At 71.5% G+C, this 25,608-nt stretch carries 24 protein-coding genes and 4 pseudogenes; 13 read left to right on the top strand and 15 right to left on the bottom strand.

The annotated features are described in order from the left end of the window. Window positions 1-224: 224 nt before the first annotated feature. Both Prum_RS23865 and mca read right to left on the bottom strand, forming a co-directional pair. Window positions 225-470: a hypothetical protein gene (locus Prum_RS23865; protein WP_173072762.1), complete on the bottom strand. Its 246-nt coding sequence runs from the start codon at window positions 468-470 to the stop codon at window positions 225-227. Window positions 471-472: 2 nt separating this feature from the next. Further along, a complete protein-coding gene (gene mca / locus Prum_RS23860) occupies window positions 473-1,357 on the bottom strand; it encodes a mycothiol conjugate amidase Mca (protein ID WP_173078514.1) in 885 nt (294 codons plus the stop codon). A gap of 121 nt (window positions 1,358-1,478) precedes the next feature. On the opposite strand from mca, the gene Prum_RS23855 reads away from it, so the two are divergent. Further along, window positions 1,479-1,910, top strand: coding sequence for a DUF4307 domain-containing protein (locus Prum_RS23855; RefSeq protein ID WP_173078513.1), 432 nt, complete (start codon window positions 1,479-1,481; stop codon window positions 1,908-1,910). A 118-nt stretch (window positions 1,911-2,028) separates the two neighbouring features. Beyond that, window positions 2,029-2,529: a transcription elongation factor GreA gene (greA, locus tag Prum_RS23850; protein WP_173078512.1), complete on the top strand. Its 501-nt coding sequence runs from the start codon at window positions 2,029-2,031 to the stop codon at window positions 2,527-2,529. A gap of 6 nt (window positions 2,530-2,535) precedes the next feature. Here the strand turns inward: greA and ilvA are convergent, their stop codons facing one another. The 4 genes and pseudogenes from ilvA to Prum_RS23830 all read right to left on the bottom strand — a co-directional run bounded on the left by ilvA (window position 2,536) and on the right by Prum_RS23830 (window position 7,150). Then, entirely contained in the window at window positions 2,536-3,747 is a 1,212-nt protein-coding gene (gene ilvA, locus Prum_RS23845; protein WP_173078511.1) for a threonine ammonia-lyase, read from the bottom strand. Further along, window positions 3,744-5,132, bottom strand: a complete 1,389-nt coding sequence (locus Prum_RS23840) for an amidase (RefSeq protein ID WP_371871257.1) — start codon at window positions 5,130-5,132, stop codon at window positions 3,744-3,746. Before Prum_RS23840 ends, ilvA begins: the two co-directional genes overlap by 4 nt. A gap of 24 nt (window positions 5,133-5,156) precedes the next feature. Beyond that, window positions 5,157-6,295, bottom strand: a pseudogene (locus tag Prum_RS23835) (cystathionine gamma-synthase). 324 nt (window positions 6,296-6,619) lie between these two features. Then, window positions 6,620-7,150 carry a M48 metallopeptidase family protein gene (locus tag Prum_RS23830; RefSeq protein ID WP_173078510.1) on the bottom strand — a complete coding sequence of 177 codons (531 nt, stop codon included), beginning with the start codon at window positions 7,148-7,150 and terminating at the stop codon, window positions 6,620-6,622. A 447-nt stretch (window positions 7,151-7,597) separates the two neighbouring features. Here Prum_RS23830 and Prum_RS23825 point away from each other — a divergent pair, with 447 nt between their 5' ends. The 3 genes from Prum_RS23825 to Prum_RS23815 all read left to right on the top strand — a co-directional run bounded on the left by Prum_RS23825 (window position 7,598) and on the right by Prum_RS23815 (window position 10,368). Further along, window positions 7,598-7,762 (top strand): DUF5679 domain-containing protein, encoded by a 165-nt coding sequence (locus Prum_RS23825; protein WP_173057968.1) that lies wholly within the window; start codon window positions 7,598-7,600, stop codon window positions 7,760-7,762. A 199-nt stretch (window positions 7,763-7,961) separates the two neighbouring features. Continuing rightward, window positions 7,962-9,038: a TOMM precursor leader peptide-binding protein gene (locus tag Prum_RS23820; protein WP_173078509.1), complete on the top strand. Its 1,077-nt coding sequence runs from the start codon at window positions 7,962-7,964 to the stop codon at window positions 9,036-9,038. 10 nt (window positions 9,039-9,048) lie between these two features. Continuing rightward, entirely contained in the window at window positions 9,049-10,368 is a 1,320-nt protein-coding gene (locus Prum_RS23815) for an ABC1 kinase family protein (protein WP_173078508.1), read from the top strand. A gap of 234 nt (window positions 10,369-10,602) precedes the next feature. Here the strand turns inward: Prum_RS23815 and Prum_RS23810 are convergent, their stop codons facing one another. The 3 genes and pseudogenes from Prum_RS23810 to Prum_RS23800 form a co-directional block, all read right to left on the bottom strand. Beyond that, the gene (locus tag Prum_RS23810) at window positions 10,603-10,968 is read right to left on the bottom strand and encodes a WhiB family transcriptional regulator (RefSeq protein ID WP_173078507.1); all 366 of its coding nucleotides are present in this window, start codon (window positions 10,966-10,968) and stop codon (window positions 10,603-10,605) included. A 127-nt stretch (window positions 10,969-11,095) separates the two neighbouring features. After that, entirely contained in the window at window positions 11,096-11,359 is a 264-nt protein-coding gene (locus Prum_RS23805) for a hypothetical protein (RefSeq protein ID WP_173078506.1), read from the bottom strand. A gap of 143 nt (window positions 11,360-11,502) precedes the next feature. Continuing rightward, window positions 11,503-13,607 (bottom strand): annotated as a pseudogene (locus tag Prum_RS23800) (ATP-dependent DNA helicase UvrD2). Between the two features lie 75 nt (window positions 13,608-13,682). On the opposite strand from Prum_RS23800, the gene Prum_RS23795 reads away from it, so the two are divergent. The 3 genes and pseudogenes from Prum_RS23795 to Prum_RS23785 all read left to right on the top strand — a co-directional run bounded on the left by Prum_RS23795 (window position 13,683) and on the right by Prum_RS23785 (window position 15,274). Further along, window positions 13,683-13,925, top strand: coding sequence for a mycoredoxin (locus Prum_RS23795; RefSeq protein WP_173078505.1), 243 nt, complete (start codon window positions 13,683-13,685; stop codon window positions 13,923-13,925). Window positions 13,926-14,073: 148 nt separating this feature from the next. Beyond that, window positions 14,074-15,038, top strand: a pseudogene (locus Prum_RS23790) (helix-turn-helix domain-containing protein). 38 nt (window positions 15,039-15,076) lie between these two features. Then, entirely contained in the window at window positions 15,077-15,274 is a 198-nt protein-coding gene (locus tag Prum_RS23785; protein WP_173078504.1) for a DUF397 domain-containing protein, read from the top strand. Window positions 15,275-15,480: 206 nt separating this feature from the next. Here the strand turns inward: Prum_RS23785 and nudC are convergent, their stop codons facing one another. From nudC to Prum_RS23765, 4 genes and pseudogenes are all read right to left on the bottom strand, one after another. Then, entirely contained in the window at window positions 15,481-16,392 is a 912-nt protein-coding gene (gene nudC / locus Prum_RS23780; RefSeq protein ID WP_173078503.1) for an NAD(+) diphosphatase, read from the bottom strand. After that, window positions 16,389-17,696 carry a M16 family metallopeptidase gene (locus Prum_RS23775; protein WP_173078502.1) on the bottom strand — a complete coding sequence of 436 codons (1,308 nt, stop codon included), beginning with the start codon at window positions 17,694-17,696 and terminating at the stop codon, window positions 16,389-16,391. Before Prum_RS23775 ends, nudC begins: the two co-directional genes overlap by 4 nt. Beyond that, window positions 17,693-18,981, bottom strand: a pseudogene (locus Prum_RS23770) (M16 family metallopeptidase). Before Prum_RS23770 ends, Prum_RS23775 begins: the two are co-directional and overlap by 4 nt. Before the next feature lie 27 nt (window positions 18,982-19,008). Then, the gene (locus Prum_RS23765; protein WP_173078501.1) at window positions 19,009-19,812 is read right to left on the bottom strand and encodes a hypothetical protein; all 804 of its coding nucleotides are present in this window, start codon (window positions 19,810-19,812) and stop codon (window positions 19,009-19,011) included. A gap of 114 nt (window positions 19,813-19,926) precedes the next feature. Here Prum_RS23765 and Prum_RS23760 point away from each other — a divergent pair, with 114 nt between their 5' ends. The 5 genes from Prum_RS23760 to Prum_RS23740 are packed head-to-tail and all read left to right on the top strand — an operon-like array spanning window position 19,927 to window position 23,833. Continuing rightward, entirely contained in the window at window positions 19,927-20,991 is a 1,065-nt protein-coding gene (locus Prum_RS23760) for an ABC transporter substrate-binding protein (protein ID WP_173078500.1), read from the top strand. Further along, window positions 20,988-21,722: an ABC transporter ATP-binding protein gene (locus tag Prum_RS23755; RefSeq protein ID WP_246278050.1), complete on the top strand. Its 735-nt coding sequence runs from the start codon at window positions 20,988-20,990 to the stop codon at window positions 21,720-21,722. Before Prum_RS23760 ends, Prum_RS23755 begins: the two co-directional genes overlap by 4 nt. A 30-nt stretch (window positions 21,723-21,752) precedes the next feature. Then, the gene (locus Prum_RS23750; RefSeq protein WP_173078499.1) at window positions 21,753-22,634 is read left to right on the top strand and encodes an ABC transporter permease; all 882 of its coding nucleotides are present in this window, start codon (window positions 21,753-21,755) and stop codon (window positions 22,632-22,634) included. A gap of 21 nt (window positions 22,635-22,655) precedes the next feature. Beyond that, window positions 22,656-23,075, top strand: a complete 420-nt coding sequence (locus Prum_RS23745; protein ID WP_173078498.1) for an RrF2 family transcriptional regulator — start codon at window positions 22,656-22,658, stop codon at window positions 23,073-23,075. After that, a complete protein-coding gene (locus tag Prum_RS23740; protein ID WP_173078497.1) occupies window positions 22,985-23,833 on the top strand; it encodes a sulfite exporter TauE/SafE family protein in 849 nt (282 codons plus the stop codon). The genes Prum_RS23745 and Prum_RS23740 overlap by 91 nt, the downstream gene beginning before the upstream one ends. An 8-nt stretch (window positions 23,834-23,841) precedes the next feature. Here Prum_RS23740 and Prum_RS23735 read toward each other — a convergent pair whose 3' ends face one another. Next, on the bottom strand, window positions 23,842-24,360 hold the full coding sequence (locus Prum_RS23735; RefSeq protein WP_173078496.1) for a helix-turn-helix transcriptional regulator: 519 nt from the start codon (window positions 24,358-24,360) through the stop codon (window positions 23,842-23,844). Window positions 24,361-24,736: 376 nt separating this feature from the next. Further along, window positions 24,737-25,588, bottom strand: coding sequence for a hypothetical protein (locus Prum_RS23730; protein WP_173078495.1), 852 nt, complete (start codon window positions 25,586-25,588; stop codon window positions 24,737-24,739). Window positions 25,589-25,608 lie beyond the last annotated feature (20 nt).

The raw sequence follows: 25,608 nt of genomic DNA, 5'->3' as shown, positions 1-25,608 counted from the left end.
GGGGGGACAAGCTCGACCGGAGCAAAAGGGAGAAACCGCAGCGAGTATGCATCTGCGCCCCCTTCAGCCCGCGGCCCTTGGGGACAATGGCCCCCCGGCGAGGCTAAGCCAAACCGGTTAGCCGCAACAGGGGGTGCCGGGTCGGTTTCGCCATGAACTGGCAACACCCGCCAACAAAGGCGGCCGATCCGGACACTGGGAGCGCTCTACGCCTAACAACACGGTCAGGCGTGGTCCCCGCGATCTGTCGGATCTTGGACAGTTTCCCGGGACTCAGGAGTCGAGCCCTCTGGATCTTGCCCCGGAAACTTGCCGGGGAGCCGCCGGAGGCGAGTGTTCATGTTGCGGATGAGCAAGACCGTCGCGATCCCCAGCAGCACGATGATGAAGAGCCCCATCGGCCCGGCCAGGCCACCGGAGCGGGTGTCGCCGAAGTTGTTCTCCGCGAGCACCTGTGCAGCCGTGAACATAACTACACCGTACGCCCGGCCTCCCGCACGCCCGCGAAGAGGTCGGTCTCCGGAAGCGAGCCGTCGACCAGCGACCTGGCGAGCTCGAAGTCCTCGGTCGGCCAGACCTTCCGCTGCACGTCCAGCGGCGCCCGAAACCACGGCCCGTCCGGGTCGACCTGCGTGGCGTGCGCCCGCAAAGCGTCGTCGCGCACCGCGAAATAGTCCGCGCACTCGACCCGCGTCGTGATCCGGTGCCCCATGTCGGTGCCCTCGTCGGTCCAGCTGTTGAGCATCTCCTCGTACGGCGATTCGAGGCCGGCGGCGACCATGCCCTCGTGCAGAGCCCGGAACTTCGCCCGGGTGAACGAGTGCTGGTAGTAGAGCTTGAGCGGCTGCCACGGTTCGCCCAGCCCGGGGTACTGCTCGGCGTCGGCGGCCCCGTCGAACGCCACCACGCTGATCTTGTGGCACATGATGTGGTCGGGGTGCGGGTAGCCGCCGTTCTCGTCGTACGTCAGCACGACGTGCGGCCGGAACTCCCGGATCAGCCGCACCAGCGGGCCGGCGGCGGCCTGCACGTCCTGGAGCGCGAAGCAGCCATCCGGCAGCGGCGGCAGCGGGTCGCCCTCGGGTAGCCCGGAGTCGACATACCCCAACCACGCCTGGTCGACGCCCAGGATCGCCCGGGCCGCGGCCATCTCCGCCTTGCGGATCTCCGCGATGTTGTCCCAGACGTCCGGGCGGTCCATCTTCGGGTTGAGCACGCTGCCGCGCTCCCCACCCGTACACGTCGCGACCAAGACCTGGACGCCGTCGGCCGCGTATTTGGCCATGGTCGCCGCGCCCTTGCTGGACTCGTCATCGGGATGGGCGTGGACCGCCATCAGACGAAGCTGCTCTGCCACGTAAAAATCTCCCCCGCCACCTGCCGGACCTCGAAATCGCGCCGGCTGCGAAGATGGTTACCGAACGGACTAAGCCATTCTGGCCGATGGCTACGACAACAACCGTAGGAGACCGCGCCCGGTGACCGAGACGCACGCCACAACCACGCCCGGCGCGCCGGTGTTCCCGCCCGGCCGCTACGGCCGCCGGCGGGCCCCGCACCGCCGCCGCCCATGGGTGTTGGCGCTGCTCGTCGTCGGGGCCCTGGCCGCCGGCGGCGCGCTGGCCGCGCGCCTCTACAGCCAGTACGGCGACCCGACGTACGACGCGCAGGTGCTCACCTACACCGACATCACCGACGCCCAGGTCGTCATCGAGTTCCGGGTGAACGTCCCGGCCGGCGAGGAGGCCATCTGCGTCCTGCGGGCCCGGTCCCGGGACGGTGCGGAGGTCGGCAAGCAGGAGGTCCGGGTGTCGGCGGCACCCGGCGAGACCCGGCCGGTACGGACGCAAACGCTGGCCACAAGCGCCCGCCCGGTGAGTGGCGAAGTGCTCCGTTGTCGGGCCGCTTAGACCGAAAAGGCTGATCCGGTTCAGTCCCGCAAAACTCGGTTAATTTCCGTGGTGTCGTCCGCTGGTAAGTTGGTAGTTCTACCTTGTTCGCCCATTAGCCCCACGGAGGAGATCGTCTGTGTCCAGCACCGACCGCGAGGCGCCCGCCACCTGGCTGTCTCAGGACGCGTACGACCGCCTGCAGGCCGAGCTCAACGAGCTGATCGCGGCCCGTCCGGCGATGGCCGCCGAAATCAACGCGCGGCGTGAAGAGGGCGACCTGCGCGAGAATGGCGGCTATCACGCCGCCCGCGAAGAGCAGGGAAAGGCCGAAATGCGGATCCGGCAACTCCAGGAGTTGCTGCGCACCGCGCAGGTGGGCGAGGCGCCCAACGCCGACAAGGTCGCGCCCGGCACCGTCGTCACGATCCACTTTGACGACGACACGGACGACACCGAGACGTTCCTGCTCGGGTCGCGCGAGATCGCCGCCACCACAGACCTGACCGTCTACAGCCCCGAATCCGCCCTCGGCCAGGCAATTCTCGGCGCCGGCACCGGGCAGACGGTCACCTACACCGCGCCGAGCGGCGCCGACATCAAGGTCACGGTGGTGGGCTTCGAGCCGTACGGCGGCTAGGGCGCCTTAAGGGAAACGCACGGGGTAACCGCTGGCCCGTAGCGCCTCGACGAGTTTGTCGGAGTGCTCCGGGCCGCGCGTCTCGATGGACAGCGCCACCTCGACCTCGCCCAGCCGCAGGCGCGGGTTCTGCCGGGTGTGCAGGACGTCGATGACGTTCACGCGGTGCTCGGCGATCTGCGCCAGCAGCAGCGCGAGCTGGCCCGGCCGGTCCGGGCAGCGCACGGTGAAGCGCAGGTAGCGACCGGCTGCCGTGAGCCCGTGCTCGATCACCCGAAGCAGCAGGAGCGGGTCGATGTTTCCGCCGGACAGCACCGCGACGACCGGCGGCTCGACCCGTACCGCGCCGGACATCAGCGCCGCCACGCCCACCGCCCCGGCCGGCTCGACCACCAGCTTGCACCGCTCCAGCAGCATCAGCAGCGCCCGCGAGATGTCTTCGTCGGTGACCGTCACGACGTCGTCGACCAGCTTGCTGACGTGCGCGAACGTGATGTCGCCCGGGCAGCCGACGGCGATCCCGTCCGCGATCGTGCTCAGCTCCGGCAGCCGGACCGGCGAGCCGGCCGCCAGCGACGGCGGATAGGCCGCGGCGCCCGTCGCCTGCACCCCGATCACGCGTACGTCGGGCCGGATCGCCTTCGCGGCGACCGCGATCCCGGACAGCAGCCCGCCGCCGCCCAGCCCGGCGACGATCGTCCGCACGTCCGGGCACTGCTCCAGGATCTCCAACGCGACGGTGCCCTGCCCCGCTATCACGTCCGGGTGGTCGAACGGGTGGATCAGCACCGCACCGGTCCGCTCCGCGAACTCCTTCGCCGCGACCAGCGAGTCGTCCACTGTGTTCCCGGCGAACTCGATGTGGGCGCCGTACCCCTTGGTGGCCGACACCTTCGGGATGGGCGCGCCCACCGGCATGAACACGGTCGACGCGGCGCCGAGCAGGCCGGCGGCGAGCGCCACCCCCTGGGCGTGGTTGCCGGCGCTGGCGGCGACCACGCCGCGGGCGCGCTCCTCGGGCGAGAGCCGGGCGATGCGCACGTAGGCGCCGCGGACCTTGTAGGAGCCGGCGCGCTGGAGGTTTTCGCACTTGAGCCACGCTGGGCCGCCGAGCGCCGCGGACAGCGGGCGCGACGGCTCCAGCGGGGTGGTGCGCACGACGTCGCCGAGCAGCTCCCGGGCCGCCTGGACGTCGGCGAGACTTAGCAGGTCACTCACTGGTCGATCGTCGCACCCGCACGGGGCCAGGTCGGAGCGTGTCGCCGCCACGGTGCCGCCATCTCGAACTGCCCCGCGACCGCGAGCTGCAGCAGCTCCGACCCGGGCGGGCCGACCAGCTGCACGCACACCGGCAGCCCGTCCGGGCGCAGCCCCACCGGCACGACCAGGGCGGGCAGGCCGGCGATGTTCCACGGCGCGGCGTACGGGGCGTACCGGATATTGGCGATCATGTTCGCCCGCCAGGACCGGCGCGACCAGCCGTCCGCGCGCGGCGGCACGCTCGCCAGCGCGGGCGTGAGCATCAGGTCGACGCCGTGGTCGCTGAAGAAGCCGATCGACCGCTCGCGCCACGCCGTGCGGTCGGCCTCCCGGACGTACCCGCGGCGTAGTGCCCACGCGCCGAGCGCGACGTGCCGGCGGCTGCGCGGCTGCAGCGTGGCCCGGTCGAGGCCGGCGGCCTCGGCGTCGCGGCACGCGGCCGCGAACCACGTGGCCAGGCCGCGCAGCCCCAGCGACGTCGGATAGACCGGGTCCGCGGCCACGGCGTCATGGCCCGCGGCCACCAGCAGCCGCGACGCCGCTGCGACAGCGTCGCGGTTGGGCTTGTCCAACCGCGTTCCGAGTACGGGGGACCGCAGTGACACCGCGACCTTGAGGCGCTGGGGCTCGACCAGCTTTTCCGGGCGGCGACCGGCGAGCACCGCCAACCCGACGGCGGCGTCGGCGACGGTGGTGGCGAGGATGCCCTGCTCGGTGAGGCCGTACCAGTCGTCGGCGCCGAGCTGGCACGGCACCACGCCCCGGCCCGGCTTGATCCCGACCAGGCCGCAGCAGGCGGCCGGGATGCGGATCGAGCCGAGCCCGTCGTTGCCGTGCGCGAACGGCACCATGCCGGACGCGACCGCCGCCGCCGCGCCGCCCGACGACCCGCCCGGCGTGCGGTCGGTGCGCCACGGGTTGCGGGTCGCGGCGGTCTCGTCGTCCGTCGTCGCCCACAGCCCCAGCTCGGGCATGCGCGTCACGCCGACGACGACCGCGCCCGCACCGCGCAGCCGGCGTACGACCTCGTGGTCCTCCTCGGCGACCGGGCCGCGGGCCGCTGCCGAGCCGTTCCACGTCGGTACGCCGGCGAGCGCGGTGTTCTCCTTGACCGCGACCGGCACGCCGGCCAGCGGCAGGTTGGCCAGGTCCTCTTCCTCGTCGACCTTTTCCGCCTCGACGATCGCCTCGCCCCCGCGCACCACGCGGAACGCGGACAGCACGGGATCAGCGGCCGCGATGTGATCGAGGTGGTCGGCCACGACCTGCGTCGCGGACGTGTCGCCGCGGCGTACGGCGCGGGCGATCTGCTTGGCGGTCGCGCCGACCCACGTCTCCTGCACGGCCCCTCCTGCGTCTATTTCGGATCAGCCGAGAGCCTGCTCCAGATCCGCGAGTAGGTCGTCGGCCGTCTCGATGCCGACAGACAGTCGCACGAGATCCGAGGGAACTTCAAGCGGCGAGCCGGCGGCGCTCGCGTGTGTCATCTGACCGGGGTGCTCGATCAGGGATTCCACCCCGCCGAGCGACTCGGCGAGCGTGAAGAGCTTCGCCCGGTTGCAGATCTCCACGGCGTGCTGCTCCCCGCCCGCGGCGGCGAACGACACCATCCCGCCGAACCGGCGCATCTGCTTCGCCGCGGTCTCGTGGCCGGGGTGTTCGGGCAGGCCCGGGTAGTAGACCCGGCGCACCTTCGGGTGGCTGTGCAGGTACGCCGCGATCCGCTCGGCGTTGTCGCAGTGCCGGTCCATGCGTACGCCGAGGGTGCGCACCCCGCGCATGGTCAGCCAGGCGTCGAACGGGCCGGCGATGGCGCCCATGGCGTTCTGGTGGAACTTGAGCTCGTCACCGAGGCCCGGGTCGGCGACGACGAGCGCCCCGCCGATCACGTCCGAGTGGCCACCGACGTACTTGGTGGTGGAGTGGACGACCACGTCGGCGCCCAGGGCGAGCGGCTGCTGCAGGTACGGCGACGCGAACGTGTTGTCGACGACGAGCAGCGCCCGCTTCTCCCGGGCCAGCCCGGCCAGCCCCGCGATGTCGGCGATGTTGAGCAGCGGGTTGGTCGGCGTCTCCACCCAGATGATCTTCGTCTGGTCGGTGACCGCCTGGCGGACAGCGTCGACGTCCGAGATCCGCGCCGCCGTCCAACTCAGCCCCCAGCGCTCGGCGACCTTGGCGAACAGCCGGTACGTCCCGCCGTACGCGTCGTCGGGGATCACTACGTGGTCGCCCGGCCGGCACACCGTACGCACGACGGTGTCCTCGGCGGCCAGCCCTGACGCGAACGCCAGCCCGCGGCGCCCCCTTCGAGGGCGGCGAGGCACTCCTGCAGGGCGTCCCGGGTGGGGTTGCCCGAACGGGCGTACTCATACCCCTCCCGCGGCGCCCCGACGGCGTCCTGCGCGAAGGTGCTGGTCTGGAAGATCGGCGGAATGACGGCACCGGTCCGCGCCTCAGGCTCCTGGCCGGCGTGGATGGCGAGCGTCTCAAACCCGTACGTCATTACGCCGAGGCTAGTCCCCCACACCCCCACTCGCCCTGCCCCGCGCCGAGACCCCGCCGATCGGCCCCCTCCCCGCCGATCAACGCCTCGCCCGCCGATCAAGGCCCTGCCCGCCGATCAAGGCCCTGCCCGCCGATCAAGGGCAAACGGCCGTGCTTTGATCTCCAATCCACGACCATCTGCCCTTGATCGACGCAAAAGTCCTTGATCGACGCGGGCCAAGAGCGCGGCCCGGCGCGCGGTCGGACCGCGCGGCAGGCGCGGGCGGCCCCAGCGCGGGCGGATGGGGTGAGTGAGCGGTAACGGGGCGGCCGGGAGGGCGGCTCAGTCGGCCAGGACGACGCCGGTGGCGGCGGCGATGCCCTCCAGGTAGCCGCGGGCGCGCTCGGCCTTCGGGTAGCGGCACACAAGCTCCCAGAAGCGGGCGTTGTGGCTCGGCACCACGAGGTGGGTGAGCTCGTGCAACAGCACGTAGTCGATCACCCAGTCGGGCATCTCCTGGATGCGGTGCGAGATCCTGATCGTGCGGTCGGCCGGGGTGCAGGAGCCCCAGCGGCCGCTCTGGTTGGTCACCCAGCGCACGCTGGCGGGGACGACGATCCGGGTGTGCTCGGCGAGGTAGCGGCCGATCAGCCGGCGGGCCCGGACCAGCAGCTCGTCGTCGGAGCGGCTGAGCCGCTCCTCGCGGGCGGCGAGCCGGGCGAGCATCTTGTCGACCCACTCGGTCTCTTCGGCCCGGGAGAACTGGTCGGGGATGAGGACGACCACGCGCTCGCCGTCGCGATACGCGGACACCGTGCGTCGCCGGCGCTGGCTGCGCCGTACCTCGACGACTGGCTTGCGCGCCCCAGCCATTACTGGCCCGCGCAGCCCCGGGCAACGTTCACGATGGCACGCTAATGCGTACGTGCCAGGTGGCCGCAAGAGCCAACACGGCGGGGTGCGCCGGAAACCTTCTCTTTAGTGGCTTTATGTCCAGAAAATTTCTTCCCCGAGAGGGCTCCCCCGCTACCGAAGGTGATCATTTAGGGGTCCTAACAAGCGTTACTTCTGACCGGTTCCTCCGGCGTGTCCCGGCGAACCTGACTTATCCGGTAGATTCCGGCATGCACACTCACGTCGTCGGCTTCCTCACAATGTCGACGCGTCGTTGACATGGAACTGCCCGGACCTGGGTAGGGTCCGGCGGGAGCGGCGGTCACACGCGTGGCCGCGGAGGAGTCTCAAAGCCGGCGTCTGCGGGCGTCGACCGGGGGACGCGCCGGATTCTCGAACCGGCACATGAGTACGAGGAGGGGCACCGTGGCCACCAAGACCCAGACCTACAACGGCTACTGCGTCAAGTGCAAGGAGAAGCGGGACTTCGAGGGCACCGTCGAGGTGTCGAAGACCGGGATGAACATGGCAAAGGGGAAGTGTCCCGTCTGCGGCACGACGGTCAACCGGATCCTCGGCAAGGCCAAGTAACGCGACGCTATGGCGAGGGGGCGGCCGGTTTCGGCCGCCCCCTCGCCGTTTGACGCCCGGTGATGTCCAGCCGCCGACACCCGCGCGACCCACGCTGTGGATAACCCACCAAAGGCTGTGGATAACCCTGGGTGGGGCGGTATTCACCTGTGGACAACGAACGACGGAACGCAAGGCAACGGTGACAGCGTGTCATTCCATGACGGCCATCCCGCGCCCCACGCTCCTGCCCGGCCTGCACCGCCTCTGGCGTGACCGGCACACCCTCCAGCTCGGCCTCGACCCGGCTCGGGCGGTGTTGCTGGAGGTGGCCAACCCCAGCGCCGTACGGCTGCTCGACCTCCTCGACGGGACCCGACCCGAGCGGGCGGTCATCGACCACGCTCCCAAGATCGGCGTCACCCGCGAGGACGCCCGGCTCCTGCTGGAGACCCTCCGCGCCGCGGGCCTGATCGTCAGCGGGCACAGCCTGCTGCCGGCCACCCTCCCCGAGCCGGTACGCCGGCGGCTGTCGGCCGAGGCGGCCGCCCTCGCCCTGCGCGGCACCGACGTGCCCGCCACGCCGGCCCAGATCCTGCGCCGCCGGGCCGCGGCGCGGGTGCTGGTCGCGGGGCGCAGCCGGCTGGCGGCGCCGCTCGCCGTCACGCTGGCCCAGGCCGGCGTGGGCCACGTGCAGCCCGCGCTGACCGGGCTGGTCGACCCGGTGGACGCCGCGGGCGTACCGCTGGTCGCCAGCGACGTACGGCGTACCCGCACCGCGGCGGTGATCGACGCGATCGAGCGCAGCGCCCCTGGCACGGAGACCCGCCCGATCCCGCGCGGCCGGGCGTCGCTGGTCGTCCAGGCCGGCTCCGACCGTCCCGCCGCGCTCCTGGCGGCCGGCTTCGCCCAGCGGCGGCAGGCCCACCTCCTGATCGGCGTACGGGACGGCGTGGCGGTGGTGGGCCCCCTCGTACGCCCCGGCGGCGCGCCCTGCCTGAACTGCCTGGAGCTGCACCGCCAGGATCGCGACCCGCAGTGGCCGGCCCTAGCCGCCCAGCTCGCCGGCGAGGGGCAGCCGGAGCCGTGCAGCGCGCCGACCCTGCTGGCCGCGGCGGCGTACGCGGCCGGTGAGGCCCTGGTCTACCTCGACGGGCAGGAGCCGGACACGCTCGGCGCGGCGATCGAAATCAGTGCACCCGGCCGGCTGCGTCGCCGCGCCTGGCCACCCCATCCGGCGTGCGGATGTGCGCGATCCCGAACATTCACAGCCGTCAGATCCTCGGGGCGTCGGTAACAATGATCCGGTGACCGATATCCCGCGCCGGGCAGTTACCCGGACCGCCAGGCTCGCCGCACTGCCGCTCGGGTTCGCCGGGCGGACCGTCCTCGGCCTGGGCAAGCGGGTCACCGGGCTCGCCTCCGAAGTCATCTCCGCCGATATCCAGCAGCGCACGGCCGAGCAGCTTTTCAGCGTGTTGGGCCAGCTCAAGGGCGGCGCGATGAAGTTCGGCCAGGCGCTGTCGGTGTTCGAGGCGGCGCTGCCGGACGAGCTGGCCGGGCCGTACCGGCAGGCGCTGACCAAGCTGCAGGAGGCCGCGCCGCCGCTGCCGGCCGCCAGCGTGCACAAGGTCCTGGCCGCCCAGCTCGGCGGGGACTGGCGGGCGAAGTTCCTGGAGTTCGACGACACCCCCGCCGCGGCCGCCAGCATCGGGCAGGTGCACCGGGCGGTCTGGAAGAAGGGCCGCCGGCCGGTCGCGGTGAAGGTGCAGTACCCCGGCGCGGGCGATGCCCTGATCTCCGACCTCAAGCAGCTTTCCCGGCTGGGCAGCATGTTCCGGGTGATCCAACCGGGTCTCGACATCAAGCCGCTGCTCGCCGAGCTGCGCGACCGGATCACCGAAGAGCTGGACTACGAGCTGGAGGCCGAGTCCCAGCGCGCCTTCGCGAAGGCGTACGCGGACGACGACGAGATCTTCGTGCCGGACGTGGTCGCCGCCGCCCCGCGGGTGCTGGTCACCGACTGGGTGGACGGCACACCGCTCTCCAAGATCATTAGTGACGGTACCGAGGACGAGCGCGACCAGGCCGGGCGGTTGATGGCCACGCTGCACTTCTCGGCGCCGGAACGGGTGGGTCTGCTGCACGCCGACCCGCATCCGGGCAACTTCCGGCTGCTGGCGGACGGCCGCCTGGGCGTGATCGACTTCGGCGCGGTGGCGAGGCTGCCCGGGGGCCACCCGGAGCCGGTCGGCCGGCTGGCCCGGCTCGCGCTCGCCGGCGACGCCGAGGGAGTGCTGGCCGGACTCCGGGACGAGGGCTTCATCAAGCTGGACGACGCCATCGACGCGCAGGCCGTGCTGGACTTCCTGCTGCCGATGCTGGCACCGCTGGCCGAGGAGGAGTTTCGCTTCACCCGGCCCTGGCTGCGGGCGGAGGCGGCCCGGCTGGGCAGCCCGAAGAGCCCGGCCTACCAGCTCAGCCGGCATCTCAACCTGCCGCCGAGCTACCTGCTCATCCATCGGGTGACGCTCGGGTCGATCGGCGTCCTGTGCCAGCTCAACGCCAGGGCGCCGTACCGCGCGATCGTGGAGAGGTGGCTACCGGGGTTCGCCCCGGTCCCCTGACGAGGACCGGGGCGACATTTCCCTAGGTAGCGGGCTTATTGCGTGCCCAGCTCGCGGGCCGCCTGGCGGCGGGCCTGCATCGCGATGCGGTGGGCGGATCGGGTTGCCTCAGAGCTCGTGGTCGTGCCGGCCTGAGGCCGACGCATTCGAGCCCGGGACAACGCTTCGTGGAGTAGCTGATGCATTTCGGTTGCTCCAATTCGGGAAGGTACGTGTGCGCTGATCGGGTTCATGTCAGGCCGCCAGCCGGACCGTGTTGCGCGACTCGGCGAGCCCGTTGGCCGCCATCCGCGCCTCGACCTCGACCCGCAGGGCCGCGTCCCGGGCGACGTCCTCCTTGCGCGGACGGCCGCGGGGCCGCTTGCGCGGAACGACCGCGCCACGCTCGAAGATCTCGCCGCCCCAGACACCCCAGGGCTCGGCCCGCTCGACCGCACCGGCCAGGCACTCGACGCGCAGCGGGCAGTCCCCGCACAGCGACTTGGCCAGCTCCAGCTCGGTCGGCGACTCCGAGAACCACAGGTCTGGGTCGAACTTCCGACAGGGCAGGTTCGCCTCCAGCTCGACGCGGTCGTCGAGTGGGGCCAACGCCAGACTCATCTCCCGGTCACCTCTCTCTCGCTCGTTGCTTCTTCTGCTTGTGGCGGCAGCTTGTGGCGGAAATGACAGAGGCCGCGGATCCCGGTTACGGGTTCCGCGGCCTCGAGGTGAGCCGGTGGTCTGTTTGTCAGACCGGCCTTCCTCGAGGTGGAACACCGCGAACATCCCGCTTCGTCTTGTCGACGGCCGAAACGTCCTTAACCGCGAACCCACTGATCCCGTAGTCGCCGTCGATCCACGCCTCGGTCTGGGCCGGCTGCGCGGCCTGGACCTGGTGCACCTGCGGAAGCTGCGGGAAGCCGGGAGCCATCAGGCCGAGGGCCCAGGCTCCGGACACCGGAGCGCAGACAGCAGGCAGCGCCGACGGTCGCGTGATCAGATTGATCCTCACCGGGCCCACCTCCTGCCTGTCTCGTCGTCAGATCGGTCTCGGTGTCTCTCTCGCCCACCTCGCGAGCAGCGTTAACGCCGCCGCGCGCGTGGTGTGTTCTGAGGCTATGCCTCAGCCCGGGGCGAGGGCAAACGGTTTTACGGCTATGTTGCGGAACTTTTTTCCGGCGCAAGATCATCAACGGTCGCGCCCCCCACCAGGGCGATGACGGCGTCGCCGTACAGGCCGAGCTTGCGCGGGCCGATCCCGGCGATCGCGAGCAGCTCGTCGGGCCGGGTCGGCTGGCGCTCCGCCAGTGCGGTCAGCGTGGCATCGGTAAAGACCACGTACGCAGGGACTTTTTGCGCCGCGGCCACCCGAACCCGCCACGCGCTCAGCCGCGCCAGGAGGTCTTCGTCCAAATCGGACGGACAGGTCGGGCAGCGGCCCAACTTGCGGTCCGCGCCCGCCAACAACGTCGCTCCACACACCCGGCAGGAAACCACCTGGGTACGACGACGGTCGGCTTTACGACTCAGTCCCGCCACCCCGCCGCGGTCCCCGCCACCCCGCTCGAACTGCGGCAGAAACCGACATGGCCGCCGCACCCGGCCGCCCGGCGAGCGGGCCTGGCTGTATGACAACCACAGCCACTGCCTGGCCCTCGTCACGCCGACGTAGAGCAGCCGCCGCTCCTCTTCCAGCGCCTCGGCCGTCCGGGCGTACGTCGTCGGGAGCGTGCCGTCGGACAGACCCACCACGAATACGGCATCCCACTCCAGGCCCTTCGCGGAGTGAAGTGAGGCGAGCGTCACACCCTCCATCGTGGGCGCGTACTGCTGGGCCGCCCGCCGCTGCAACTCCTCGATAAACCCGGCGAGCGACCGGTCCGCGTACTCCTCAGCGAGAGTGACCAGTGCAGCGAGCGCCTCCCAGCGCTCGCGTGCGGCGCCGCCCGATGGGGTTTGTCGGGTTGCCAGCCGGTTGCGGTGAGCGCCTCCGCGACGGCCGGCACCAGCGGCGCGTCTTCCGGCGTCGACCGGGTCGCCGCCCGCAGCGCCACGATGGCCTGCCGGATCTCGACCCGGTCGAAGAATCGCGCGGCGCCCTGTACCACGTACGGCACTTCGGCGTCGGCCAGCGCCTCCTCGTACGCCTCGGATTGGGCGTTGGTGCGGAACAGCACCGCGATCTCGCGCGCCGGTGTGCCCGCCGCGATCAACTGCTTGCACCGGGCGGCGACGCCGGCCGCCTCGGCCGGCTCGTCGGCGAAGATCCGCAGATCGGGCTCGGGCCCGGCCGGGCGCTGCCCGACGAGCTCCAGCCGCAGCCGCGCCTCGGCGCCCCGGGCCTGCCGGATGACCGCGTTGGCGAGGCCCACCACCTGCGGCGTCGAGCGGTAGTCGCGGACCAGGCGGACCACCACCGCCCCGCGCCGCAGGCGGGGAAAGTCGATCAGGTAGCCCGAGGTGGCCCCGGTGAACGAGTAGATCGTCTGGCTGGCGTCCCCGACCACGGTCAGGTCGTCGCGGCCGCCGAGCCAGGCGTCGAGCAGGCGCTGCTGCAACGGGTTGACGTCCTGGTACTCGTCGACCACGAAGTGCCGGTACTGCGCGCGGATCTGCTCGGCGACGTCCGGGTGCTCCTCGATGCCCCACACGGCGGCGCGCAGCATGTCTTCGAAGTCGATCACGCCGTTGGAGCGCTTGACCTGCTCGTACGCGGCGAAGACGGCCGCCACCTTGGCCGGCTCGTACGGCGGCTCGCGCGTCGCCTTGGCCGCGGCCACCGCGTACTCGGACGGCTCGATCAGCGACGACTTGGCCCACTCGATCTCGCTGGCCAGGTCGCGGGCGGCGGTGCGGTCGGCCCGTACGCCGGCGCGCGCGGCCGCGAGCGTGACCAGCCGGGCCTTGCTCTCCAGCAGTTCGGGCATGGCCCGGCCCTCGAGCAGCCGGGCGGCGAAGTAGCGGACCTGGCGCAGCGCGGCGGCGTGGAACGTGCGGGCCTGCACCCCGCCCACGCCGAGCGCGGCGAGCCGGGCGCGCATCTCGGCGGCGGCCCGCGCGGTGAACGTCACGGCGAGCACGTGCCGGGCCACGATCTGCTCGGTGAGCGCCCGGTAGGCGATCCGGTGCGTGATCGCCCGCGTCTTGCCGGTGCCGGCGCCGGCCAGGATGCAGACCGGTCCGGCCGGCGCGGTCACCGCGGTGCTCTGCTCCGGATCGAGCCCGGCCAGCACCCGATCCGCTGCTGAGTTACCCGCCACAGCTAGGAATCATGGCACCCACCACCGACGTTGCCCCGCATGGTGACACCCCCACCGACGAAAGGACCACCCAACATGCTCACGATGTACTCCACGACGTGGTGCGGCTACTGCCACCGGCTCAAGTCGCAACTGGATCGGGAAAGCATCGGGTACGTCGTGGTCGACATCGAGCAGGACCTGATCGCCGCGGAGTACGTGATGAGCGTCAATGGCGGCAACCAGACGGTCCCGACCGTCCGATTTCCGGACGGGTCCGCGATGACGAACCCGTCTATCGTCGAGGTCAAGAACCGCTTGGCCGCGATCACGACCTGATCCTGGGCGAGTCGCGGACGACTCGCGGGGCAGCCCCAAACCTTTTGCGAAACACGCCCACGGTCGAGAACATCATCGGGTCACAATCGGTCCAGACTTCTGGTTCGCCACGACCGAGGAATGCACGACCGAGGGAGGGAGGATTGGGGTGCCTCCTGCGCCTAGTCCGATGGTGCGCCGCCGGCGGCTCGGCGCCGAGTTGCGCCGGCTGCGCGAGGCCGCCGGCCTGACCGGCGACCAGGTCATCGCGCGGGTCGGATGGGCATCGGCGTCCAAGCTGTCCCGCCTGGAAAACGGCCGTAGCCGTCCCGATCTGGGCGACGTGCTCGACCTGCTCGACCTGTACGACGTCACCGGGAGCACCCGCGAGGACCTGATCGCGGTCACCCGGGACGCCGGCAACACCCGGGGCTGGCTGCGGTCGTACCCGGTGATGACCCAGCGCCAGCGCGGCTACGCCGAGCTGGAGGCCGGCTGCGCCGAGATCTTCGAGTACGGCCCGGTGATCCTGCCGGGCCTGCTCCAGACCGCTGAATACACGCGGGTACGGCTGCTGTCCTCGCGCGAGCTGATCCCCCGGAGGACGCCGAAGACCCGGAGACGGAGATCGCCGCCCGAGCCGCCCGCCAGTCCACGCTGAGCCGCGACGCCGACGCCGCCCGATACGAGGCGGTGCTCGAAGAGGCCGCGCTCGGTCCCCGGGGCGGCCCGCCCGAGGTGATGGCCGGGCAGCTGCATCACCTGTCCCGCCTCGGCGAGCTGCCCAACGTCACCCTGTGGGTGCTGCCGGCCCAGGCCAAGGTCTCCGACTGGTACCTGCCGGAGACCGCGTTCTCGATCTATCGTTTCGCCGACCCGGACGACCCCGACGCCGTCGCGGTGGAAGCCCTCGCCGCCGACCTGATCCTCACCGAGGAGGCCATGCTCGCGCGGTACGTGCGAGTCTTCGACTGGCTCCGCGAGGCCGCGCTCTCCCCGGACGCCTCCCTGGCCTGGATCACCGAGGCGGCCACCGCCCTCGGCCCACCCCCCGACGTTGGGGCGGTACCGCTGCCGCCCTCATCGACGCCCCCGGTTCAGCGCCGGCGCCGCACCCAGCAGCGCTCGTCGTAGAGGACGGACGTACCGCCCAAACCGATTGGAGTCGCGTCATGGAGGCAGGCCCACACATCCATTGGAAGACCAGTTCGCGCAGCCAGAACACGAATTGCGTCGAAGTGGCGGACAGCGGCTCAACAGTGGCAATGCGGGACAGCAAGGACCGCGGCGGGCCGATCCTGATCTTCGCGAAAGAACGATGGCTAGACTTCGTCGCGGGTGCTAAAGACGGCGAATTTGATTTAAACTGACCGAATGTCTTGCCGTGCAGGCGGAATTCGGCAAACATTAGATGGAACTTCCACGCGTGGATATTCCTCAGGATGGGCACCAGCTGACACCGTCGTGACCGGCTTCGGCTCCCCCGCCGCGTTGCTCGCCTCTCGCCGGCCACGACGGCATCGGTCTCGGTTCGTGGCCGCCGCGGCAACGACGGTCGCGGACCGAGACCAAAACCTCAGCCCAGCCAGCGTTTGATCAGGTACAGCGCGATCGACGACGGCGGCGGCAGGCCGACCCGTGCGTCGTCGCCGGCGTCCACCACCTCGCCCGCCAGCACGGCCGCCACCTCGCGCCGGGTAAACCAGCGCGCGTCGGCGATCTCGGTCGGGTCGACGCGTACCGGCTGGCTCGCGTCGGCCTGCGCGGTGAAGCCCAGCATCAGCGAGCCCGGAAACGGCCATGCCTGGCTGCCCTCGTACTCGATCCGCTGGACCGCGACGCCGACCTCCTCGGCCACCTCCCGGACCACCGCGGCCTCCGCGGACTCCCCGGGCTCGACGTAGCCCGCCAGGCAGGAGAACCGGCGCACCGGCTGGCCACTGCCCCAGGCCGCGTTGTTGCCCAGCAGGCACCGGCCCTCGGGGCCGGAGACGCCGTCGTGCACCAGCACGATCATGGCGGGATCGGTCCGCGGCCAGGTCTGCGTCCCGCCCTCGTCGACCCGCGTCCAGCCCGCCTCGTCCACCGTCGTGGGCCGGCCCGTCGTCGAGGAGTACGGGTGACCGGCGTGCCAGTGCGCCAGCGCGATCGCCGTGGTGAACAGGCCCGCGTCCCGGTCGCTGAGCCGGTGACCCACCAGGCGCAGGTCGACCGCCCGGGTGCCCGGCTGCTCGCCGAGCGGCGCGTCGACGGCGAAGATGGGCGTCCCGTCCGGCTCCACGCCGAGGAAGAGCCGGTCGCCCGCGGGCGCCTCCTTCGCCTCCAGCAACACCAGCTCGTTGCCGTCGTCGACGAGCGCCTTGCCGCCCCCGACGGTGTCCACGACCAGCACCCGCGCCCGCGTCCACGCCGCCGCCAGCCACTCCGGATCCCGGCGCCGGTGCGCCGCCCGGTCCAGCGTCGTACGAGCGAGCGGCGGGAGACTCACGCTTTGTCGACCGCTGTCAGGGCGCGCAACGGGGACTCGATCTTCTCGGCGTCGCCCAGCACCACCGTGATCGCCCGGCTGGGCGCGAGGTAGCGGGCGGCCGCCGCGGCCACGTCGTCGCGGGTGGCGCCGGCCAGCCGGGCGGCGTGCTCGGCGAGGAAGCCGAGGCGCAGCCCGAACCCCGCGTACGTGCTGGCCAGCCCGGCCAGCCCGGCCTGCGTGGACATGCCGAGCTGGAGCGTGCCGAGCGCGTACTGGCGGGCCTGCTCCAGCTCGTCCTCCTTGGGCGGGAGCGACGCCAGCCGGCCCAGCTCGTAGTACGTCTCCAGCAGCGCCGGCCCGGTCACCGCGGTGGCCACCTCGGCGGCGGCCACGAACGCCGAGCCGGCCTCGGCGTGCTCGATCAGCGAGTGCGGCCCGTACGTGTAGCCCTTGTCCTCGCGGATGTTCTCCACCCAGCGGGAGGAGAAGTAGCCGCCGAACAGCAGGTTGGCCAGTTGCAGCGCGGCGTGGTCCTCGTGCGTACGCCCGACCGCCGGCAGCGCCAGCCGCAGCGAGGACTGCACCGCCCCGGGCCGGTCGACCAGCACCAGCGGGCCGGGCTCCAGTTCCGGCGTGCGCGGCAGGTCGGCCTGCTTGCCGCCGCCGTTCCAGGTGCCCAGCGCGCGCTCGGCCGCGTCCAGCGCCTTGTCCGGCGTGATGTCGCCGACGAGCACCAGCGTCGCGCCGGCCGGGTGGAGGCGCTCGGCGTGCAGCGCCCGCACCTGGGCCGGCCGCACCGCCCGCACCTGCTCGACCTCGGGCGTCTGTACGGCGTACGGGTGCTTGCCGTACATCCGCTTGAGCAGCGCGACGCGGGCTAGGTGGGACGGCTGGCTCTGGGCGACCTGGATCCGGTCGATCAGCCGGTCGCGCTCGGTGGTGACCTCCTCCACCGGGTACGCCGCACCGGTCAGCACCTCGGCGAGCAGCTCCAGGATCCGGTCCAGCCCGGTGACCAGCCCGTTGCCGGAGACCATCAGCCGGTCCGGGTCGACCCCGGCGGACAGCCCGCCGCCGACCTTCTGCAGCTCGGCGGCGATCTCCACCGTGGACAGTTCGGCGGTGCCGGAGAAGAGCGTCTGGGACAGCAGCGCGGCCCGCGACAGGTGGGTACGCGCGAACGGCACCCGCAGCCGCACCTCCACCAGCGGCACGGCCGGCCGGCGGATCGCGATGACGGTCAGCCCGTTGGGCAGCTTGCGCTCGACCTCTTTGGGCAGCTTCAGCTTCTTGGTGGGGCCGAGATCGGGAAGTGCCTTCACCGGTTGCCTCCCGCGATGACCTCGACCGTGGCGCGGCGCTGCGGCACCAGCGTCGCCGCCGCCTTGCGGATCTGCTCCTCGGTGACCTCGCCGACCAACCGGGGCAGGTCGTTGAGCAGTTCCGGCGTGCCGCGCTGCTGCTCGAGCACCGCCATTCGCAGCGCCCGGCCGAGCGCCGCGTCGGTGTCGCGCAGCAGGTGGGTGGCCATCCGCGCCTGGGTACGGGCCAGCTCGCCGTCGGCCAGGCCCTCGGTGGCCATCTTGTCCAGCTCCTCGTCGACCGTGCGCAGCACCTTGTCGACGTCGCCGCCGGGCGGCAGGTGGGCCTGGAGCAGCAGCGCCGTGGGGTCGCGCACCTCCCACGGCTCGCCCATGAAGCCCAGGTAGCCGCCGACGCTGGTCACCGTCCGGTCGCGCAGCACCAGCCGCTCCACGAGGCGGGACGCGTCGCCGTCGGTGAGCACCTCGGCCAGTACGACGTACGGCAGGTAGGCGGCGAAGTCGTCGAGCGGGTCCGGCACCCGCCACGCGCTCGCCACGGCGGGCAGCGGCGCCAGCGGATCCTCGTACGACTCCCGGCGCTCGCCGGTCAGGTCCGGCTCGGCGAAGGCCGGCCGCGCCGGCGCCGGACGCGCGGGCACGTCGCCGAAGTGCCGCTCGACCAGCGCGGTCGTCTCGGCCACGTCCAGGTCGCCGGCCACCGTCAGGACGGCGTTGCCGCTTGCGTAGTAGCGCTGGAAGAACTCGGCCGCGTCCGCGACCGTGGCGCTCTCCAGGTCGTCGAACGACCCGTACCCGTCATGGGCGTTGGGGAACGTGTCGAACATGACCGGCGGCAGCTTCAGCCAGGGAAACCCGCCGTACGGCCGGTTGAGCACGTTGACCCGGATCTCCTCCTTGACCACGTCGACCTGGTTGCGCAGGTTCTCCTCGGTCAGCCGAGGGCCGCGCATCCGGTCGGCCTCCAGGAAGAGCGCCCGCTCGAGCGCGTTGCTCGGCAGCGTCTCGTAGTAGTCCGTGTAGTCCAGGTGGGTCGAGCCGTTGAACGTGCCCCCGAGCCCTGGACGTGCCGGAAGTGTGCCAGCTTCTCCAGGTTTTCCGATCCCTGAAACATCAGGTGCTCGAAGAGGTGGGCAAATCCCGTTCGGCCCTCCGGCTCGGACCGGATACCGACGTCATAGACGACCGCCACACCGATCACCGGCGCGCTGCGGTCCGGCGCGAGCACCACCCGCAGGCCGTTGTCGAGCGTCAGCCGCTCGACCGGATACTTCGTCGCTGGAATCCTGGATCTCCGCGCCACACGGCGACACTAGCGCGTCACCTGCCCAAGCCGCCCCAGAGGCTCGGCCGGCGTCCCAGTCCGCAGGCAGCCGATCGCCACGGCCGCCGCGCCGGCGAGTTGGAGGGCCGCCGGCACCGCCGGGTGCGCGGCCGGCCCGGCCCCCGCCACCATGAGGCCCGTCGTGTAGAAGACACCGTCGGGGCTGAAGCGGATCTGGTCGAGCGCGGTACCGACCTCGGACAGCGCCGCCAGCCCGATCAGCACCGCGCCGGCGGCTGCCACGGGACGCGGCGACCGCCCAGCCGCGACGACCGCGAGCACGGCCAGCGCCGTCGCCGGCAGGGCCACCGCCACGCGCGACGCGCCGCCGCCCCGGCTCCACACCTCCAGCACCGCGTAACCGGCGGCCACCGCCGCGCCCACCGCCGCGACGATCACGCCCCATCGGGTACGGCGTCCGCCCGGCTGCGCGAGCACGGCGATCGCCAGGAGGAGATACGCGAGCAGGAGCGGCGCCGAGTCCCGCAGGATCTCCAGCGGGGCGGGCGACGGGGGCGGCGGCCCGTAGACGAAGTAGCCGGCGTCGGTGGTGCCGCCCGACGCGGCGAGCAGGTCGGCGGCGCCCAGCAGGCCGAGGATCAGCAGGCCGGCCGCCAGGGTCAGCCACACCGTGCGCGGAGCGCCCCGACCGGCGAGGACGGCGTACCCGCAGAGCGCGGCCCAGGCCAGCACCCCGGCCGAGGGAAGCAGCGGCGATCTGAAGAGCTCACCGGCGACGTGGGCCGTACCGAAGACACCGACCGCGATCAGGAACCCGCCATGGATCGACACGGACGTATGGTGCCAGGCCGTGATTCTCACCATCCGAACAACCCCTTGACCCACATGTTCGATCTAACCCATGATTCCTATCAATCAGATAGGTTAAACTTGGATTGGATCTCGATGAAACGGCTTCCGTACTACCGGCTGCGAACCCTCGCGACCGTCGCGGTGATCGCTACCGCGACCCTCGGTGCCGCCGCGGCGTGCGGCGACGACAGTGACAGCGGCTCGGGTAGCTCCGGGCCCGTGACGCTGCGGCTCGGCTACTTCCCCAACATCACCCACGCCCCCGCGATCGTCGGGGTGGAGAAGGGCATCTTCGCCGAGAAGCTCGGCAGCAACGTCAAGCTCGAGACCAAGACCTTCAACGCCGGCCCGGCGGCGGTCGAGGCGATCTTCTCGGGCGCGCTCGACGCGACGTACATCGGTCCCAACCCGACGGTCAACGCGTTCTCCAAGTCCAAGGGCGAGGCGGTGCGCGTCATCTCCGGCGCGGCCTCCGGCGGCGTCGCGCTGGTGGTCAAGCCCGAGATCAACAGCGTCGAGGACCTCAGGGGCAAGAAGATCGCCACCCCGCAGCTCGGCAACACGCAGGACGTCGCGATCCGGTACTGGCTCAAGGAGAAGGGCCTGGCCACCACCAAGGAGGGTGGCGGCGACGTCAGCATCGTCCCGCAGGAGAACGCGCAGACGATCGAGACGTTCACCAGCGGCGCGATCCAGGGCGCGTGGGTGCCGGAGCCGTTCGTGTCCCGGCTGGTCAACGCCGGCGGCAAGGTGCTCGTCGACGAGCGCGACCTGTGGCCGGACGGCAAGTTCGTCATCACCAACCTGATCGTCAGCAAGAAGTTCCTCGACGCGCACCCGGACGTGGTGCAGAAGCTGGTCGACGGCCAGGTCGCGGCGAACGACTTCGTGAACCAGAAGCCCGACGAGACCCAGCAGGCCATCTCGGACCACATCGGCAAGCTCACCGGCAAGCCGCTGGACCTCAAGCTGATCAAGCAGGCGTGGCCGACGCTGACGTTCCTCAACGACCCGATCGCGACCTCGCTCAAGGCCGGGCTGGACCACGCCGTCGCGGTCGGCCTGACCGAACCGGTCGACCTCAACGGGTTGTACGACCTGAAGTACCTCAACACGGCCCTCAAGGCCGCCGGCGAACCCGAGGTAACTCAACCATGACGTCTGCAACGACGTTGCCGAAGAGCGCGACCGGCTCGGTCGCGCTCTCCGGCGTCACCAAGGTGTACGGCCGTGGCCAGCACGCCGTACTGGCCCTCGACCAGGTGTCGCTGACCGTGGCGCCCGGCGAGTTCGTGTGTCTGGTCGGCGCGTCCGGCTGTGGCAAGAGCACGCTGCTCAACCTCGTCGCCGGCCTCGACACGATCAGCGGCGGGACGGTGGACGTCGGCGGCGTGAACCCGGCGCTGATGTTTCAGGAGCCCGCCCTCTTCCCGTGGCTGACCGTCGGCGCCAACGTGGAGCTGCCGCTGAAGCTGGCCGGCCTCCCCCGCGCCGAACGCCGCGACCGGGTGGCCGAGCTGCTCAAGGTCGTCCACCTCACCGAGTTCGCCCGGCGCCAGCCGCACGAGCTGTCCGGCGGCATGCGGCAGCGGGTCGCGCTCGCCCGCACGCTGGCCCTGGACACGCCGGTGCTGCTGATGGACGAGCCGTTCGGCGCGCTGGACGCCATGACCCGCGACATCCTGCACGACGAGTTGGAACGGATCTGGACCGAGCGCAAGCTGACCGTCCTCTTCGTGACGCACAACGTGCGCGAGGCGGCCCGGCTGGCCGACCGGATCGTGCTCCTGTCCAGCCGGCCCGGCCGGATCATCTACGAGACCCGGGTCGACGTGCCCCGCCCCGCCGGATCGACTCCCCCGAGGTGTCGTCCATCGCGGCGCAGGTGACCGACCGACTGCGTACGGAGGTGGGCCGCCATGGCCAATGATCTGCTCGCCGCCAAGGCGGAGGCCAAGACGCTCTCCGGCCTCGACGCGCTGGAGATCGCCTCGCAGCAGAAGGTGACGACCCGCGCCGGCCGGATCTGGGCCAACCTCTGGCCGAAGTTCGCCGCCATCGGATTGGTCATCCTCGTCTGGCAGATCCTCGTGTGGTTCGAGTGGAAGCCGACGTACTCGCTCCCGTCGCCCGCCATGGTCTTCGGCGATCTGGGCGAGTACGTCACCCAGGAGGCGTTCTGGAGCGGCCTCGCCACCACCGGCCGCCGGGCCGCTGTGGGCTTCGGCGCCGCGCTCACCATCGGGCTCCTGCTCGGCCTCGCGGTCGCCCGCATCCGGATCCTGCGGGCCGCCATCGGCTCCATGATCACTGCGATGCAGACCATGCCGTCGATCGCCTGGTTCCCACTCGCGATCCTGCTCTTCCAGCTCAGCGAGCAGGCGATCTTCTTCGTGGTGGTGCTCGGCGCCGCGCCGTCCATCGCCAACGGGGTGATCTACGGGCTGGACTACATCCCGCCGCTGCTGCTGCGCGCCGGCCGCAACGTCGGCGCCCGTGGTCTCAGCCTCTACCGGTACGTCATCGTGCCGGCCGCGCTGCCGGCGATCATCGCGGGACTCAAGCAGGGCTGGGCGTTCGCCTGGCGCAGCCTGATGGCGGGCGAACTGCTGGTCGTGATCGCAAGCAAGACCTCGATCGGCTTCCAGCTCACCGCCGCGCGGGAACTGGCCGACGCGGAGCGGCTGATGTCCATCATGATCGAGATCCTGGTGCTCGGCATCCTCGTGGACGCCGCGTTCGGTGCGGCAGACCGGGCGGTACGGCGCCGCTGGGGCGTGCTCGACCGGGCCAATTCGTGAGGACTCCTGGGGAGGTTTCCGGTGTACGTCTCGGCCCGCAGTGACTACGCCGTCCGCGCGATGCTCGCGATCGCCGCGGACGGCAACAATGACCTGGTCAAGGCGGCCTCGCTCGCCGCGACCCAGGACATCCCGCTCAGCTTCCTGCAGGGCATCCTGCTCGACCTGCGCCGGGCCGGCCTGCTGCACAGCCACCGCGGCGTCGAGGGCGGGTACGCCCTGTCCCGGCCCGCCGCCGACATCACCATCGGCGACGTGCTCCGCGCGGTGAGCGGGTCGCTGACGACGGTACGTGGGCTGCCGGCCGACTACGCCACGTACCACGGGGTGGCGACCGGGCTGCGCGACGTGTGGCTCGCCGTGCACTCGGCCATCGAGGACGTCGTCGATCAGACCAGCCTCGCCGACCTGCTGGCCACGCCGCGGAGCGTCGCGCGCTGAACGGCGCGGATCTGGCGCTGGCCGCCCTACTGGGCGCGCTGGCGGCGGCCGTCGGCACCCCGACCGGCGTCTCCGGCGGCCTGCTCCTGCTGCCCGTGCTGCTCACCGTCTTCGGGCAGGGTGGCACCGTGGCCAGCGCCACCAACCTGCTCTACAACGCCGTGTCGACGCCGGCCGGGATCGCCCGCCATCCGCACATCGACTGGCGGCTCACCCGTACGCTCGCCGGCTCCGCCGTACCGGCCGCGGTCGGCGGGGCCCTGGTCAACGTCTTTCTGCTCGGCGACTCGCCGGCCTTCCGGCTGCTGGTCGCCGCCCTGCTGCTGGTGGTCGCCGCCACCCTGGCGCTGCCCCGCCCGGCACGGTCGGCCGGGCTACGCGGGACCACCCTCCTGTACGTCGTCGGGGCCGCCAGCGGAGCGCTGGGCGGCTTCTACGGGCTGGGCGGGGCCGTGCTCGCCGCCCCGGCGACGCTGCTGCTGACCGGCTGGCCGGTGGCCCGCGTCTCCGGTGCCGCCCTGGTCACCACGCTGACCGTCTCGGTGACCGGGCTTGCCACGTACGCCGCCCTGGACCTGGCCGGCCACACCGCCGTGACCACCCCGAACTGGCCCCTCGGCCTGGCCCTCGGAGCGGGAGGCGTGGCCGGCGGCTACCTCGGCGCCCGCCTCGCCGGACGCCTGCCGGATCGCCTGCTGCGCGTGGGATTGGCGACGCTCGTCTCCGCCGGCGCCCTCCGCCTCGTGCTGGTGACGTGACCGTCTAGCTAGACGGAGAGCAGGTCGGTCAACGCGGACATATGTGGCACGTGCTCCCGGTGCAGCCTCGTCTGGAGCACGAGGTTGGCGACCACAAAGACCAGGTCCACCTTGGGCAGATCGATGTCGAGGTGATCGCGGAGCCACGGCGCCACCTCGCTCCACCGGTAGAAAACCGTGCCCTCCCGAGCCGGGTTGACGGGAGCCGGAAATCCACCGGGACCGCGCGTGCCGGCCGCGTAGCGCCGCACCGCCTCGCGGCTGCGACCGATCCGGTCGGCGATGTCCGCCAGCGTCAGTAGATCCTGGTCGAGCAGCCGGCGGGCGGTGACACCGATGGAGTCGAGGTCGCGCACGGCCGAGGCGATCGCGTCCGCCGCCATCGGTGCGCTGCGGTCGAAGTCGGCGACGGGCAACCCGTCCTCGACGCCAAACGTCACGTCGTCGCAGCCGGTGTCGAACAGCGTCGCCAACTCCTCATCCGACGGTCGGCGGTCAAGAATCAGCGTGAACGTATGCACGGGCATGACGGCCCCTCCGCTATGACGCCTCCCGCCGGTCGGCCGGCTCCGGGTGAATGTGGTCCCGGATGAAGCGGTCGAGCTGCTTCGCGTGTGTGCCCGGGTCCCTCGGTGTCGAGTAGCCATCGCGACTGGCCTGACATGGTATGCACACCAACTCTCCCCAGCGATGGCCGCGGTGGATCTCACGTACCGTAAGGCTGGCCGTCTGTCCACGGCGCAACGCATCGGCGATCTCTTTCTTCGGGTGCCGTCCCGGGCTGACCATGTACGACTCCTGCGTCGGCAGATCTGATCATGGCGGTCGCTCCCTCCACAGCGTGGTGCAATAGTACACCGCACCCGGTGCACAAGTACACCACCAGTGCGGCACGCGAGGATCTCAGGCGGGGCGGACGGAGTCCAGGACCTCGTCGACCACGTAGTCGAACTGGCGGTGCGTGCCGGGGATCGACACGTACAGCACCGCCGCGGTCGGCTTGCCCACGTCGATGACCGCGACCCCGGCCAGCTCGTCGGTGGCCTTGAGCCCGGATCGGTCGAAGTGCAGCCGGAACACCGTGACCCACGCCGGCCGTCCGCCAAGGACGGTGCGCTCGTCGCGGTGCAGGTCCATTGTGGTCGGCTGCGGGTAGTACTCGGCGCGTACGTCGGCCGCGACTTGCCGGCCCACGCACTCCAGGTTGATCGCCACGGCGTCGTTGTCGGCGGCCGGGACGGCGGCGGACAGGATCGAGGCGTGGTAGGTACCACCGCTGTAGATCTCGGTGACGAAATGCTGCCCGGCCTTGTACGGCACCTGGAGCGTGCCGGCGTTCCACACGGTGCGCCACGGCTCCCACGGTGCGCCGTACGCCGCGTACGAGATGCCGGCCTCGGTGTCGACCGTGCGCGCGCCGCTGGGCGGTGGGCCCGGGTCGACCGGCTGCGGCTCCACCGTCGAGGTCGGCGCCGGGCACGCTCGGGCCAGCGGCGGCCGTACGTCTGAAGGGCCGGCCGGTTTGCTCCCGAACGGGTCGGGGTTGCCGGACAGCGTCATCACCAGCACCAGGACGAGACCGATCAGCAGCATGCCGCCCGCCGCACCGGCGTACCACAGCAGCCGGCGCCGCTCCTGGCCCGGCTCCCGCGGCGGCGTCACCGGGGCCGGCGCGCCCGGTGGCGGCAGCACCGGCGTGCCGGCCTTGGTCACCATGCCCGCACCCCACGGCCGCGGATCAGTGTTGGCAGGCATGCTCTCCAGTGAACACCACG

Origin of the sequence: Phytohabitans rumicis (assembly GCF_011764445.1) — a bacterium.
Taxonomy (GTDB): domain Bacteria; phylum Actinomycetota; class Actinomycetes; order Mycobacteriales; family Micromonosporaceae; genus Phytohabitans; species Phytohabitans rumicis.
Note: the sequence above shows the minus strand (reverse complement) of the source record. Positions and strands in the feature narration are given on the sequence as shown.

Bases quoted from the DNA above. Each gene is read 5' to 3' on its own strand.
- Prum_RS23865 (WP_173072762.1), bottom strand. From the start codon at position 470: ATGTTCACGGCTGCACAGGTGCTCGCGGAGAACAACTTCGGCGACACC.
- Prum_RS23830 (WP_173078510.1), bottom strand. From the start codon at position 7,150: ATGGCTGGGGCGCGCAAGCCAGTCGTCGAGGTACGGCGCAGCCAGCGC.
- Prum_RS23820 (WP_173078509.1), top strand. From the start codon at position 7,962: ATGACGGCCATCCCGCGCCCCACGCTCCTGCCCGGCCTGCACCGCCTC.
- Prum_RS23810 (WP_173078507.1), bottom strand. From the start codon at position 10,968: ATGAGTCTGGCGTTGGCCCCACTCGACGACCGCGTCGAGCTGGAGGCG.
- Prum_RS23795 (WP_173078505.1), top strand. From the start codon at position 13,683: ATGCTCACGATGTACTCCACGACGTGGTGCGGCTACTGCCACCGGCTC.
- Prum_RS23785 (WP_173078504.1), top strand. From the start codon at position 15,077: ATGGAGGCAGGCCCACACATCCATTGGAAGACCAGTTCGCGCAGCCAG.
- Prum_RS23760 (WP_173078500.1), top strand. From the start codon at position 19,927: ATGAAACGGCTTCCGTACTACCGGCTGCGAACCCTCGCGACCGTCGCG.
- Prum_RS23755 (WP_246278050.1), top strand. From the start codon at position 20,988: ATGACGTCTGCAACGACGTTGCCGAAGAGCGCGACCGGCTCGGTCGCG.
- Prum_RS23750 (WP_173078499.1), top strand. From the start codon at position 21,753: ATGGCCAATGATCTGCTCGCCGCCAAGGCGGAGGCCAAGACGCTCTCC.
- Prum_RS23735 (WP_173078496.1), bottom strand. From the start codon at position 24,360: ATGCCCGTGCATACGTTCACGCTGATTCTTGACCGCCGACCGTCGGAT.
- Prum_RS23730 (WP_173078495.1), bottom strand. From the start codon at position 25,588: ATGCCTGCCAACACTGATCCGCGGCCGTGGGGTGCGGGCATGGTGACC.